This window comes from Psychrosphaera sp. 1_MG-2023, assembly GCF_030548245.1.
In the GTDB taxonomy this organism is placed as follows: Bacteria; Pseudomonadota; Gammaproteobacteria; order Enterobacterales; family Alteromonadaceae; genus Psychrosphaera; species Psychrosphaera algicola.
On the sequence record NZ_JAUORW010000002.1, the window covers coordinates 302,658 to 316,319 of the forward strand.

10 protein-coding genes and 3 tRNA genes are annotated in these 13,662 nt (G+C 39.9%); 6 read left to right on the forward strand and 7 right to left on the reverse strand.

The genetic code is table 11. From position 1 onward, the window contains the following. Positions 1-6 precede the first annotated feature (6 nt). The 6 genes from Q4575_RS02880 to trmB all read right to left on the reverse strand — a co-directional run bounded on the left by Q4575_RS02880 (position 7) and on the right by trmB (position 7,172). Positions 7-540, reverse strand: coding sequence for a YfiR family protein (locus Q4575_RS02880; RefSeq protein ID WP_303521268.1), 534 nt, complete (start codon positions 538-540; stop codon positions 7-9). Next, complete coding sequence (locus Q4575_RS02885; protein ID WP_303521270.1) at positions 530-2,191, reverse strand: sensor histidine kinase; 1,662 nt, start codon at positions 2,189-2,191, stop codon at positions 530-532. The genes Q4575_RS02880 and Q4575_RS02885 overlap by 11 nt, the downstream gene beginning before the upstream one ends. Positions 2,192-2,570: 379 nt before the next feature. Continuing rightward, entirely contained in the window at positions 2,571-4,004 is a 1,434-nt protein-coding gene (locus Q4575_RS02890; protein WP_215964263.1) for a glycogen synthase, read from the reverse strand. Between the two features lie 7 nt (positions 4,005-4,011). Next, a complete protein-coding gene (glgC, locus tag Q4575_RS02895) occupies positions 4,012-5,238 on the reverse strand; it encodes a glucose-1-phosphate adenylyltransferase (protein ID WP_215964262.1) in 1,227 nt (408 codons plus the stop codon). 118 nt (positions 5,239-5,356) lie between these two features. Beyond that, positions 5,357-6,421 carry a methyltransferase gene (locus Q4575_RS02900; RefSeq protein WP_303521271.1) on the reverse strand — a complete coding sequence of 355 codons (1,065 nt, stop codon included), beginning with the start codon at positions 6,419-6,421 and terminating at the stop codon, positions 5,357-5,359. Position 6,422: 1 nt separating this feature from the next. Next, on the reverse strand, positions 6,423-7,172 hold the full coding sequence (gene trmB / locus Q4575_RS02905; RefSeq protein ID WP_215964260.1) for a tRNA (guanosine(46)-N7)-methyltransferase TrmB: 750 nt from the start codon (positions 7,170-7,172) through the stop codon (positions 6,423-6,425). Between the two features lie 173 nt (positions 7,173-7,345). Here trmB and mutY point away from each other — a divergent pair, with 173 nt between their 5' ends. After that, complete coding sequence (gene mutY / locus Q4575_RS02910) at positions 7,346-8,434, forward strand: A/G-specific adenine glycosylase (RefSeq protein WP_303521272.1); 1,089 nt, start codon at positions 7,346-7,348, stop codon at positions 8,432-8,434. A 320-nt stretch (positions 8,435-8,754) separates the two neighbouring features. Next, positions 8,755-9,024, forward strand: coding sequence for an oxidative damage protection protein (locus Q4575_RS02915; protein WP_215964258.1), 270 nt, complete (start codon positions 8,755-8,757; stop codon positions 9,022-9,024). An 89-nt stretch (positions 9,025-9,113) separates the two neighbouring features. Here Q4575_RS02915 and Q4575_RS02920 read toward each other — a convergent pair whose 3' ends face one another. Further along, positions 9,114-11,933, reverse strand: coding sequence for a hybrid sensor histidine kinase/response regulator (locus tag Q4575_RS02920; RefSeq protein WP_303521274.1), 2,820 nt, complete (start codon positions 11,931-11,933; stop codon positions 9,114-9,116). Positions 11,934-12,054: 121 nt separating this feature from the next. Here Q4575_RS02920 and Q4575_RS02925 point away from each other — a divergent pair, with 121 nt between their 5' ends. From Q4575_RS02925 to Q4575_RS02940, 4 genes are all read left to right on the forward strand, one after another. Next, positions 12,055-13,209 (forward strand): EAL domain-containing protein, encoded by a 1,155-nt coding sequence (locus Q4575_RS02925; protein ID WP_215964256.1) that lies wholly within the window; start codon positions 12,055-12,057, stop codon positions 13,207-13,209. Positions 13,210-13,343: 134 nt separating this feature from the next. After that, positions 13,344-13,419 (forward strand) — tRNA-Phe (locus Q4575_RS02930). Positions 13,420-13,485: 66 nt separating this feature from the next. Further along, positions 13,486-13,561: transfer RNA gene (locus Q4575_RS02935), tRNA-Thr, on the forward strand. Between the two features lie 26 nt (positions 13,562-13,587). Then, a tRNA-Phe gene (locus Q4575_RS02940) sits at positions 13,588-13,660 on the forward strand. Positions 13,661-13,662: the final 2 nt, after the last annotated feature.

A 13,662-nucleotide genomic window follows, 5' to 3' on the forward strand; every position in this document is an offset into this window, starting at 1 on the left:
CCAGACTTAGTCAACGTTGGTCATAATCGATAGCAATCTTGAATGGATTTCTATATCGGAGTTTTTTAAATTGCTCAGACTTGTATAAAGCGTCGATTTACGACCTTGAACCTCGATACTGACAATCCCACCTTTTTTTAACTGCGATACATCGCCAACAATTGTTAAGGTTGACTGGGATAATGAAACTAGCTTTTGCTCCATGTCTTTAGGTATATCAGCAACATAGAGTATATGGCATTGGCGAGTCCCGAACTTTTCTAAAGACGATTCAGTCGTAACATTAATGGTGTTTTGTAACTCTCGGGATTTTACCATTGCAATTAACAAGTCAGCTAATACCTTGCCCTTTTCGCCGACAAAACAATAGTCCTTAATTGTTGGGGAATTTCTCGAGCGTAAATAAGCGCCGATCTTATAGATTAAAACCGCTTTCAGTTCCAACGGTGTGGTTGTTTTTGCCGTTGCTTGTTTCGAATACGTCAAACTAAAAAGTAGAAAGCTTACTAACAGCAAAATCTGCAAATATTTAACTTTCATATTCAAGAACCTGAACTGCTGGAAATTGAATATCAAATGACGCACCATTGCCAAGTTCGCTAGTTACTTCAATACGACCATTTAGCGCTTGCGTTACCAAGTTATACACAAGGTGCATACCTAGTCCAGAGCCGCCTTCACCGCGTCGCGTGGTTACAAACGGGTCAAATATTTTTTGTTTAATCTTTTCTTCAATACCAGAGCCATTGTCAGAATAATGAATCGTACACGTATTAGCTCTTTGCGTTATCCGAATTGAAATTAGGCCGCGGTCCATTTGGTCAAAACCATGAATAATGGAGTTCATTATCAGATTTATGATTATCTGATTTAGAGGACCTGGTTTAGATTTGATAACTAGGTTTTCGTCACAATCAATATCGATTACATGACTGGTTTGTTTCAATGTTGGGTTAAGAGACAATAAAATATCTTCAAAAAATGACTTTATATTTACTTCTCTGTTTATGTCGGCACTTTGATCTACGGCAACTTGTTTAAAGCTACTGATTAAATCCGCTGCTCGACTCAAATTACGGTAAATAATCTGGGTGTTTTCTTTGCTTTCGACCAAAAAGTTTGAGAGCTTGCGGGCGCTGAGTTTTTGATTCTCCATGGCCTCGCTGATTTCATCAATTTTATCGCTCAGCATTGTGGACGCTGTTACCCCTAAACCAATTGGTGTATTTACTTCGTGGGCAACCCCAGCGACCATTTGGCCTAATGAAGCCATTTTTTCACTTTGAATAACTTGAGATTGGTATTGATGTACTTGCTCTAAGGCGTCAAGCAGCTCTTGGTTTGAATCTCTTAGAGCTTGAGTGCGTGAGATTACTTTCTCTTCTAAGTTTTGGTTCAGCTCGGTGATTTCTTTTTCAGCTTGAGCAGATTGATGTATCTGCCAATTGATTTTAGCCAACATCGCATTCATCGATTCAGCCACCATATTCATTTCAATTAGGTTGGTGGATTTTACCCTAGAATCAAAAGCCTTATTTTGGGTTATTAACTGAATTTCTCTGACAAAGCGGTTGATAGGGGCAACCACTTTATTTAATACATAAAAGGAAACCAAAATACTTAACGCGATTACAACAGCGGCAACGATTGTATTCCAGGTTAACATTTCCTGATTGTATTGGAGGTATTGGGTGAGTTCATATCTTAAATACACATAGCCAATGGGAGGGTTTTGAGTAGAACCCTCAAAGCTATGATCATAAATTGGCTCTGCATATTCGATGTAACGTTCCGTGAATACGGGTTGTTTTAGGGTCTTAACCTTGCTGTATTGAGGTCTTAGTGTCGTTGCTCCCTTTTTTATGTAGCTTGCAAAAAGTGTTAATTCCTCAGAGAAATCATCATATCGATAAATGTGGATATGGCTAACTTCTTTGATGTTATTGATGGTATTTAGAAATCCTTTTTGCTTGTCGTCAAGGTCACCTTGCTGGTTGAAGGCAACGGGGATTATAGAATTATAGGCGACTATCTTTGCAATTTGTTGCACAAAAAATGAAGCTTCACGCGTATATTGCTCGTTACTCTTATAAATAGTAACGGATACAGACAATACCAATGACAAAATACCGACCATTAAAATGGAGGTTAGTATTGTTGTTTTTAAAGATGAAGCGGTTTTTTTACTCACAAGGTCTCTATCTATATATGCTAATTATTGCGCGCTAGCATTAAGCAAATATCTTTATCTGCGAAGCACTATTTTAGTCATTGTTTAATTACTAATTAACTTGAACAATTGCTTTTCAGTGTAGTTATATTTTGCTAATAAATCCCGTAATTCCATTTTATTTAGAATTCTTTGTTCTTCCGAAACATTTTTTGCTGTTAGTTTGACCATGTCAGTTTTACAGAAACAAAATATCTTTGTTTTCCCTGTTTCGGGATCATCGATGCCACGGTAAACCAGGTTAGGGCATGCTTTGACTCTAGATGGTAATTGCACACATTCAAGAGGTACTGCCGCATAGGCGAAGCTTACGTTTAACAGTAAGCTCGCCCAAAGGCCATTAATTGAACATTTGTTTATATATTTCAACATATTGTTCCGCACTTTCTTGCCATGAAAACTTAGTATTCATAGCTCTTGTTTGCACTACTCTAAATTTAGCTGTGTCTTCATGATAAAACAATAGGGCGCGACGTATAGCAGAAACTAATTGCTCACAAGTCGGCTGTTTAAAAACAACACCGGTAGCGTCTTCGTTTGTGATATCGGTAACAGTATCTTTAAGGCCGCCAACTTCTCTTACAATTGGAAGCGTACCATAGGCTAATGCGTACATTTGCGTTAGGCCGCAAGGCTCAAATAACGATGGCACTAGGAAAAAATCTGTAGCAGCCATATATTTATGGGCAATGTCTTCTGAAAAACCATGATAAAAATGCACGTTAGCGCTATGTTTACCGGCTAGGTATTCAAGTTGATCGACGTATAGAGGATCGCCTGTACCAGCAATACAAATTTGAATTTTGTGCTGCACTAGTTCTCGAATTGCCGGCAATAAATAATTTAAGCCTTTTTGATCGGTAAGGCGGCTGACCATAGCAATCATTGGAATATTAGCGTTTTGTTCAAGACCATTTTGTTTTTGTAATGCTAACTTATTGGCGACTTTAGTGTCTAACGAAGTCGCATCGTATTGTTGTTCAATATACGGGTCATTAAGCGGATCCCAATCTTTGTAGTCACAACCATTTAACACGCCAAAAACTTTATCTTTATGTTGGTTGAAAATATCGTATAAATGATGAGAACCTAGCTCTGATTTCAGCTCTTCTGCGTAGTTAGGGCTCACCGCAACAATCGAATCTGCGTTAATAATACCAAGTTTTAAAAAGTTAATGACATCAGCTTCATAATGAGTGTTGTCTGCACCTAAGCGATGCAGCAATGACGGAACTAGATGTTTTCCGCTAATGCCTTGGAACGCACCGTTATGGATGGTTAACATCGTTTTAGTGTTTTGCCCTTGCCAATATTTATCATGTTTAAATAAGGCTGGAAGTAGGGCCGTATGCCAATCATTACATTGAATTACGTCAGGCTTAAATTGTATTTGGTCGCTGAAATATTGAATAAAATCCAGCGCAGCCATTGAGAATACAGAAAAACGTTCGCCGTTATCTTCATAGGCATGATAACTGTCACTGTAAATCCCGTTTCTATCAAATAGCTCGGGGATATCAACACAATAAACAACTAAATTGTCGTGAGTAATTTGGTGAACTTTGACTTGATATTCAATGTGGACACGAATGGAAAACGAGAACGTGCGTTCAGCAACTGGATGAGCTTTAGCGATATCACGATAATAAGGCAAAATCACCCGAGTATCATGACCAGAGTGATTTAACACTATAGGAAGGTACTTAGCCACATCGGCTAATCCCCCCGTTTTTACTAGGCCTTCTATTTCAGAGACCGTAAATAATATATTCATAAAATGATTACTCTAATACATCTGTATTTTGTGGCACAACGGTGACACCGTTGGCCGAAATTGTGAAGCCGCGTTGGCGGTCTAGCTCAGGATCTGCCCCTATAGTAACACCATCCGCGACACGAACATGTTTGTCTATGACACATTTATTCAAAACAACGTTTTTACCTATGTTGTTGTCGCCCATTAAAACCGATTCGTAAATTTCAGCACCTGAGCGTACTTTACAGTCATAACCCAATACGGAGTGATCTATAGTTGCACCGTATACTTCTGTGCCCGCTGAAATAGCACAATTTCGAATGACACTTTCTTTGCCATTTCGACATGCTCGAATCAGTGCTGGTGGAAGTGATGGGTGGTACGTTCTAAAAGGCCATTGGTTGTTAAATAAATCGAATTCTGGTTCTTTTGCCAATAATTCCATATTGGTTTGCCAATAACTGTCAATCGTACCAACATCGCGCCAATACATTTGATTACCAACGTCGTTAGGGATGACGTTACGGCTAAAGTCATAAACAAAAACTTCACCTTCATCACAAAGGTGCGGGATTATATCTTTTCCGAAATCGTGGTGGCTTTTTTGTTTTGCCGCATCGCGTTCTAATTCTGAATAAAGGGCTTTCGCAGCAAAAACATAATTACCCATACTGACTAATGCGAAATCGGGTTGGCCTGGGATGCACTTTGGTGACTCTGGTTTTTCTTCAAAGCTGACCATGTTCCAGTCTTCATCAATTTCTATTACGCCAAATTCTGAGGCTTCAGCGATGGGGACTTTTATACCTGCAACGGTGCATTTAGCGCCGCGTTTTTTATGCAGATCAACCATTTGCCGGATGTCCATTTTATAGATATGGTCGCTGCCGAAGACACAAACATGGTCTGGATTATGTTCTTGCACAAGTCGTAAATTTTGATAAATCGCATCGGCTGTGCCTTCATACCAACGTTTACCCATACGCATCTGCGCAGGAATAGGGTCAATAAAGCGGTCTGTAATCCCAGATACGTGCCAGGCTTGGCGTAAATGTATGTTCAGTGATTGGGATTTAAATTGGGTAAGAATAAATATTTTAAGAAAATCAGAGTTTACGAAATTGTTAAGCGCAAAGTCTATTAGCCGGTATTGTCCGGCAAAAGGTACTGCGGGTTTGCTGCGACTTCTAGTCAGCGGATATAGCCGAGTACCTTCACCACCAGCTAAAATCATAGATATAACACCTGGCATAATCTCTCCGTAAAATGCTTAAGTTATATTAACCGTGCGACTACTTTCTGCCGATCAATGAGTTCAGGAATGAACCTGCGTAAACGTAATCAACCAAGACGTGAGTGGTATAATTACTCTAATTAATACTAGTGCCTGCGTGATAAATATTAAAGCGCTTATTATTACTTTTTACATCAACAGGTTTTAAGTAATGCTTAAAAACATCTGGGTAAGGTAAAAAGGCATTGGCGACCATCCAAAAATCGTACTTAGGTTGTAAAACTTTTTTACTATGCTGAATGAATTGCTCGGTAATATTGTAGTCGGTGTCTATACCCGTATGAAAGGGAGGATTGGTCACTATAAAGTCAAACTTATCGGCTTTCGCGATAAGCTGTGAAAGTCCATTTGAGGCTAATGCCTTTGCTTTTATGTTATTGTATTCAAAGGTTTTGTTGCTACTTGCGATGGCGAGTGCGTCTACGTCTACTGCCGTCATTGGCGTACCAAATCGTTTGCCTACAGCTGCACTAATCACGCCGCATCCACAGCCAAAATCTAAACCCTTGCCAGTTACAGAAGTGATTGTTTTGAGTAGCAGTTCAGTGCCATCATCTAGTCGATTAGCGCTAAAAGTGCCCGGAAGGGAGAATAAAGTAAGTGAAATAGTTTCACCTGTAACCTCGATATCAAGGGTTGTAGATGAATACCATTGTTCCATAGTTTTTGGACAAACGACGCCATTGGATGCTCCGATATACAACATACAGTGACGAGCAGAGTCAATTTTATTGGCTTTTATGACAAATGGTTTTAGCCCTTTATCACAGCTTTTAATGCCGCCTTTTTTCTCGCCAACGACGTAAATTAAACCGTTATCATTGAGCAATTTACTCGCCATTGAAAGGTAGTAGTCAAAACGATGCTTAGCTTTAGGGTAATAAATAACAATGGCGTCGAATCGCTGCTCGGTGTCGAACCAAGCAGAAAAGGAAACATCAAATTTGTGGAATTTTTTGGTTTGAAAAAACTGGTGGGTATCGAAAAATGGTGTAAAACCGTGCCATGTGATGTCTTGACGGACAGACGCAAAGTTTAATGGTGCATCGTCGGGCATTACATCGAGCAGTAAAATGTCACCCGCAGGAAACTGATCAATATTGCGTTCTAAAACTTGGTTCTCAGGTGACAAATTGGACATGTTAGCTCACACGCTTATACATAATATCCCAAACGCCATGCCCTAAACGGTGGCCACGTTGTTCAAATTTGGTAAGGGGTCTATGTTCCGGGCGTTCAACAAAAATGCTATGGGCATTTTCATCAGAGTTGATATCGCTGGCAATATTGATAAACCCTTCTTCTTGGTCCATCACCTCAATCATATGTTCTGCGTAGTTTTCCCAATCAGTTGCCATATGGAAAACACCACCTATTTTAAGCTTAGAACGTAAAGATTGCACAAATGCTGATTGCACAATTCGGCGTTTATGATGGCGAGTTTTGTGCCACGGATCTGGAAAAAACAGCTGAATTGTATCGATAGACTGATCAGCAATGCAGTCGCGTAAAATTTCCACCGCGTCGTGTTCGTATACTTTTAAGTTATCGACACCTGCTTCGTTTGCTGATGACAAACACGCACCGACACCAGGTAAATGAACCTCAATACCAACAAAGTTTTTATCCGGAGCGTTTTTAGCCATTTCAACGAGTGAAGCACCCATGCCAAAACCAATTTCTAATACAACAGGGTTGTTGTTGCCAAATACCTGCTCAAAGTTGACTAAACCTTGTGCGTGCTCCAAACCCATTGTAGACCAGTGTTGATCTAGTGCAGCTTGTTGCCCCTTAGTTAAACGACCTTCTCGCTTCACAAAGCTTTTAATGGTACGTATGTATTTACCTTCGGCTTTTGCTTGCTCAATGGTTTTGTGATCTTGCTCGGTCATTTGGACTAATCTCGTTTTTTGCCGTCGGAAAGGCCGTTATTATCGTATAGCAGCGATTTTCTCTCAAGGTTTTTTACTGGTTTGTCAGGTTACGTAGCTAAAGAACCTAAAAAGTCGACTTCCTATTGGCGCAATTTGATACCATTGGCAAAATATTCTTTTAAAATTGAATTATGAACGAAACAAATAAGCAACACGCCGCTTGGTTTGCAAAGCGAGCATTGTCATGGTTTGACCAACATGGCCGAAAACACTTACCTTGGCAGCAAGACGTTACGCCGTACAAAGTTTGGTTGTCAGAAGTTATGTTGCAACAAACCCAAGTCACTACGGTAATCCCATATTTTGAGCGATTTATTGCGCAGTTTCCAACGGTGGCTGATTTAGCCGCCGCGCCACAAGATGAGGTTTTGCATCTTTGGACTGGACTCGGTTATTACGCCAGAGCACGTAATTTACATAAGTCAGCTCAGATCATTACGGAGCAATATAACGGTCAGTTTCCTACTCAGTTTGACCAAGTACTTGCTTTGCCTGGCATTGGTAAGTCTACCGCCGGGGCAATTTTATCTCTGTCTCTTAACCAACATCACGCGATATTAGATGGCAACGTCAAGCGCGTCTTATCTCGTTTTATGGGCGTTACGCAGTGGCCTGGGACTAAATCCGTTGAAGATCAGCTATGGCTAGTGGCTGAGCAGTTTTCGCCAAAACAACGCATCGCGAATTATAATCAAGTGATGATGGATTTAGGGGCAACGTTATGTGTTCGAAGTAAACCTAAATGCAGTGAATGTCCAGTGAGTAAACATTGCGAAGCGTTCAACCAGAATATTGTCAGCGAGTGCCCGGGTAAAAAGCCTAAAAAAGACAAACCCATAAAATTTGCTCACCTGCTCATTTTAAAACATGAACAATCTGTATATTTATATCAACGACCAATGTCAGGGATTTGGGGGGGCTTATATAGTTTTCCCGAATTTGATTCCCTAGCGGAAATAGAAGCGCAACTACAAGACTGGCAAATAAACCCCGCTAAATACGATTTGTTAGCCGAAGAGCAGAACCTATTTCGCCATACATTTAGTCATTACCATTTGGATGTGCAACCCGTTCTTATTTCATTGTCGAGTAAACCTTTGATTGTTGCTGAGTCTGCGGATATTTGGTTTTCTTTGGATGATACAGACCAAGTTAATCAGAAGGTTGGATTGTCAGCGGTAGCCCAAAAGTTGCTGTTACTAGCGACTCAAAATAACTAATGTTTATTAATTTTCTAATCAGAGGTTCACTTGATTTGCGGTTTTGACAGTTGAGGCACTTTGCTCCAGCTTTTTATTCAGAACCGAATTTTAAAGCAGGAATAGGCTTCCAAAGAGCGAGTATAAAAGTGAAGGTTATTTGGTAATGACTGTGAAAAGGAATTGTTTCTCGTTTCAAAGGCTCAGTAGTTAAAGTCTACTTTGGAAAGCTATTCTTTCGCGATTAGTGAACTATTCAATATGGGAATTGGTATTACAATATAGGCTCAGTTACAATACCGAAATAAACTCTTTTATTTTAACCATGAGTGAGAATTTACATGGCCAGAACAGTATTTTGTGAATATCTAAAAAAAGATGCACCAGGATTAGACTTCCAATTGTACCCGGGTGAAGTCGGTACGCGAATTTTTAATAACATATCCAAAGAAGCTTGGGCCGAGTGGCAGAAGAAACAAGTAATGTTAATTAACGAACATAAGTTATCGATGATTAACCCAGAACATAGAGAGTTTTTAGAAACTTCAATGATTGGATTTTTGTTTGAAGGTAAAGATGTGACTGTTGAAGGTTACGTCCCTAAAAGCTAATGGTCATCAGGTTGCTAACATCATAAACAAAAGGGCAATGTAAATAACATCGCCCTTTTTTGTTGAGACCTATTTATCGCGGTTTAAAGTTAAATCGCTATATTGTAGTTATCTCTTACAAATACGATAACGTCATTAAACTGCTGTAAAATAAGCGTAAACAATTCTTCAATTTCCGCCATGTCAGCTGATTGGGCAATACTTTCTAATTTTAGTGTCGATTCATGCAATGTCATCGCACCGACACTTTTTGCCATCGATTTAAATTGGTGAGCAAAGTTTTTAACATTTTCACGTTCTTGTTGTTTTACAAATTCACTTATTTGGTCGATAAGCTCATTGCCTCTTACTTGGAACATGTTTAAATACTTTTTGTGGCGCTCAATATCATTACCTAAATAACTGATCAAAACAGCTTGTTGAATTGGCACAACCTCTTTTGGGTGATGCTCCGCAGAACGGGCGACCGATGTTTGTATTTCAATGGGAGCTTCGGGGTGAAGGTCTAGCCATTTTTTCATCACTACTTCTAAATCTGCTAGCTCAAGCGGTTTAGTTAAGTAACCATCCATACCTAGGTTGATACATTTTTGCTCTTCGCCTTTTAGGGCGTTAGCCGTAATAGCAACAACTCGGGTTATGCCATTTTCTTTAGGTTGATCAATGCCTTCTTTACGAATGGTTTTGATAACGTCGTACCCGCTCTTAATTGGCATGTGTAAGTCGGTCAACACCAGTGGATAATGATTTCTTCGCCACAGATTAATCGCTTCTTCACCGTCATTTGCTACTTCTACGGCATAACCGAGCATATTTAACTGCTCGGTGATGACCTGTTGGTTCATCGCATTGTCTTCGGCAAGTAACACCAATTTCCTATTTTTACGAGCTTCTTCTATCGACATCACATATTTAGCGACACGAGGGGTGTTTCTATTTTTTGGCATGCCAATGTTTTTGATCTTTTTGTTTTCCATGACTTCACCAATAGCCTCTAATAGGGCGGCTCGGCAAAGTGGCACGGCATGTAATACCCACACTCGATCTCTTGTTTTTTCCTGGAAGTTAATGGAGTTAGTTAGCATTAAGAATCGAACCTGCTGACACTTTTCAAATGTCATTAGCTGGTCAATGGTTTTTAATGCTTCATCATGAAATTCTGTTGCGTCGATGATCCAGATAGGCTGTTTGTCTAAGTCATAGCGATAATGATTTGCAACATGGATAAGGCTTTCGACGCTATTAACTAAGGTGTTTTTACTGCCAAAATATTTGCTGTATTCGTCAATTGCCGCCGTATGGAATCCATCAGGTGAATAACACACTAAATCAACTTTGGAAAAGTCGAGTTCAATTTCGGTTGTAGAACTTGGATTAGTGCGTAGTGGCAAACTAACCGTAAACTCTGAGCCTACGTCAATTTCAGATTTAACGTGAATTTGTCCATACATTAAGTCAGCCAAGCGCTGACAAATTGTCAAGCCAAGTCCGGTGCCACCAAATTGACGTGTTACAGCGCCTTCAGCTTGATTAAATGGTTGAAATACATAATGAACCTGGCGCTCGGACATACCGCGGCCATTATCTATTACTCTTAATTTGACGTTGGTGAACTCTAAATTAGACTCTAAAATTTCCGCTCTAATTTGCACAATGCCGGTGTGCTCGCGGGTCGTTTGAGTAAACTTGATTGCGTTGCCAGCTAAGTTAAACAAGATCTGACGTATGCGTATTGGGTCGCCCATTAGGTCTTCATTGATTCGAGGGTCAACAAAGAGTCGTAACTCTACATTTTTCTGCTCAGCAACGGACATCAATGTTCTGCCAACCGCTTCTACAATACTATTAATCGACATTGGAATGTTTTCTACTTCGAGTTTTCCAGCTTCGATTTTTGAAAAGTCGAGGATGTCGTCAATTATTCTCAGCAATGAAAAGGCAGACTCTCGGATCGTATCTGATAATCGATACTGATTTTGATCCAAAGTGCTATTTCGTAATAAGTCGATGGAACCAATAATGCCGTTCATCGGGGTTCGAATTTCATGGCTCATGGTTGCTAAAAACGTCGATTTAGATTCATTCGCGGCTTCAGCTTCTTCCATCGCAATTCTTAATGCATGGGTTCGTTCAGCTATTTTACTTTCCATATCTTGGGCGAGTTGCTGATTCGATTTTTCCAATTCTTTATTAGCTTGCTCGGTGCGGGCGACATATTTAAACAACTTGTTTAAAGAGCCTGCGAGTTCAGAGAAGGCACCAAATTTTTTGACGGCTAAACGTTTTTCAAAGCTGTTTTTATTTACAATTAAATTGGTGTCTTTTAATAGAGGAACCGCATATTTAGAAACCGAAAGGTTTAGCATTGAGGCAATTATTCGGGTCAATATTATGGACGCGATTAGAGCGACCAACAAAACAATAAACCAAGACCGCACATCGGCTTTCTTCTTTTGCATTGCTGCGATTATAAGTCCCGCGTCTTGATTATCGACTTTAATAATGCGTCTTATCTCAACCCAGTTGTTTAAATCGGTTTCGTGATTTGCCAATATTGGTGTTGGCATATAACCATCAAATGCACCAGTTTTAGCATGTAAAACGAGCTTGCCGGCGGACATTCTATATAAGAAAAAAGCTTTATTTTTAGCCCCACCGTGTACCGCATTAATGTAGTTTTGAGCCGCTGCAGCTTTATTTGAGCTTAGATAGTCAAGAGGCAAGCCTTTAACTGCGGATGCAAGATGACTCTGTAACTCAGATTTATAGTTTTGAGGCTCGTGCCATTGTTGAAGGGTTTTGAGTCCTCCTAATGCGGCAAGTACGACAAAACATACAAAAATCGTAATCCAAATTGTAAAAAGCTGCGCGGGCTTTAAAAATGGCACTTTCTTAGCTTCGATATCCATAAATTCGCTTTAGTCTATTATTTTTAAGATTATTTGACGTTGATGTAATACAGTATCGTTTGCTTATTTCGACAATTCAATCTAAAACTTAAACTAGTATGTGTGGTTTGGTACAGGATGTATGGAAAATTTAGAATTATTAAATAATATTACCGCAGTTGACGACGACCCATTCTTTTTACAATTTATCGAAGACAAGTTCGGTGAAATTGGAATTGAGTCAATTGGACAGTACGCTTGTCCGCAACAAGGACTAGATTATCTTTGCCGGGGTTCTAGTATAAATGACATCGTTTTGGTTGATTTACAGATGCCAAAAATTGATGGAATCGCATTTTTAAAATTTTTGGGTGACATGCGGTACCAAGGTCAAGTGATTGTGATTTCGGGATTTGAGTCAAAAGTTCTGCAAATGGCTGAATCTATAGCAAAACAGCATGATCTCGCGATACTGGGTCAACTCACCAAGCCATTCTCCACGACACAATTGGTTGGTCTTGTCGATAAGGCTACCGCGAGGATCATGTCTAATAAGGCGGTTGGCAATCCATTAGCCGAAGCCGTTTTTGATGCCGAGACATTTGAAATATCAAAAGAAACTTTTTATCCGGTTATTCAACCCAAGGTCGAAATGGGCAATGAGCATATAGTCGGGTACGAAATATTGTCTCGCTTAAAATCCTTTGACGGCACTATTATTTACCCAAATCAGTTTATTCATTTGTTTGAGAATAACGGTAGGATCACCGAATTTAACAAAGTTCTTTTTGATTGCTCATTTGAGAAAATGGCGGATTATAAAGACGTTAATTTTTCAATTAATTTGTCGATGAAAGATTTAACGTCTCACGAGTTTGTCAACGAGATAGACGGGTTACTAAAAAAATATGGCCTAGAACCTAATAGGTTGACCATAGAATTAACGGAATCGTGCATTGTCGATAATTTGCTGATTGCACAGGAAATCACCACGCGATTACGTTTACTAGGGTGCTCTGTTTCTATCGATGACTACGGTACGGGTTATTCAACGATGAAGCAACTGACCGAATTTCCATTTCAAGAGTTAAAAGTCGATAGACAATATATTGCTGATTGCCATATAAATACCGAAAACCAAGCTATTATAAAGAGCGTTGTTGAAATGGCTCACGCTTTAGGTATGACAGTTATTGCTGAGGGCGTCGAAACCAAACAAGAATTAGCTTTTGTTAAAGAAGCGGGAATTGAAGTTGTACAAGGATATTATTACTCAAAACCGTATGTTTGGGCTTAAAACTGCTCGAATAGGCTAAAAACTACACATTTGGTAAAACTATTGCAAAAAATAGTTGACTTAAAAAGCCAAAATCCGTTTAATACACGCCCGCAACAAGGACAGCCTTGTTACGGGAAAAAAGCACAGTATGTGCCTCGATAGCTCAGTCGGTAGAGCAGGGGATTGAAAATCCCCGTGTCCCTGGTTCGATTCCGGGTCGAGGCACCATCTTTCACCAAAAAGATGGTCATTCATACAGTCTCTTTTAGAGAGTACTCTTTGAGTATCCAGTGTGCCGACTTAGCTCAGTTGGTAGAGCAACTGACTTGTAATCAGTAGGTCGCCAGTTCGACTCCGGCAGTCGGCACCATTTCTCTAAAATTGCACCTCCTAAGTGCCTCGATAGCTCAGTCGGTAGAGCAGGGGATTGAAAATCCCCGTGTCCCTGGTTCGATTCCGGGTCGAGGCACC